At 42.0% G+C, this 231-nt stretch carries 1 protein-coding gene; it reads right to left on the reverse strand.

From position 1 onward, the window contains the following. Nucleotides 1-231: ribosome-recycling factor (locus SB765_RS34215; RefSeq protein WP_410933101.1), on the reverse strand; the 231-nt coding region annotated here is incomplete at both ends.

Consider the following 231-nt stretch of genomic DNA (forward strand, 5'->3'; position numbering starts at 1 on the left):
TGCAGACATTGGATTTAAACCAAGGTCAGAAGCCATAATAGCTTTTTCAACAGCTTGCGCTAAAGACTTATCAAATACACCAATAGCCAGTGTGCGTGAATCTTCAATAGTTACATTTGCAACTTGGTTTAACGGTGTTGGAGCGCCGTAGTACGACACCATAATGCCGTCTAAAATTGCAGGATGAGCACGGCCAGTACGAATTTTAGATAATTGACTACCAAGTGCTGC

This window comes from Pseudomonas sp. SIMBA_067, assembly GCF_046534675.1.
Lineage (GTDB): Bacteria > Pseudomonadota > Gammaproteobacteria > Pseudomonadales > Pseudomonadaceae > Aquipseudomonas > Aquipseudomonas putida.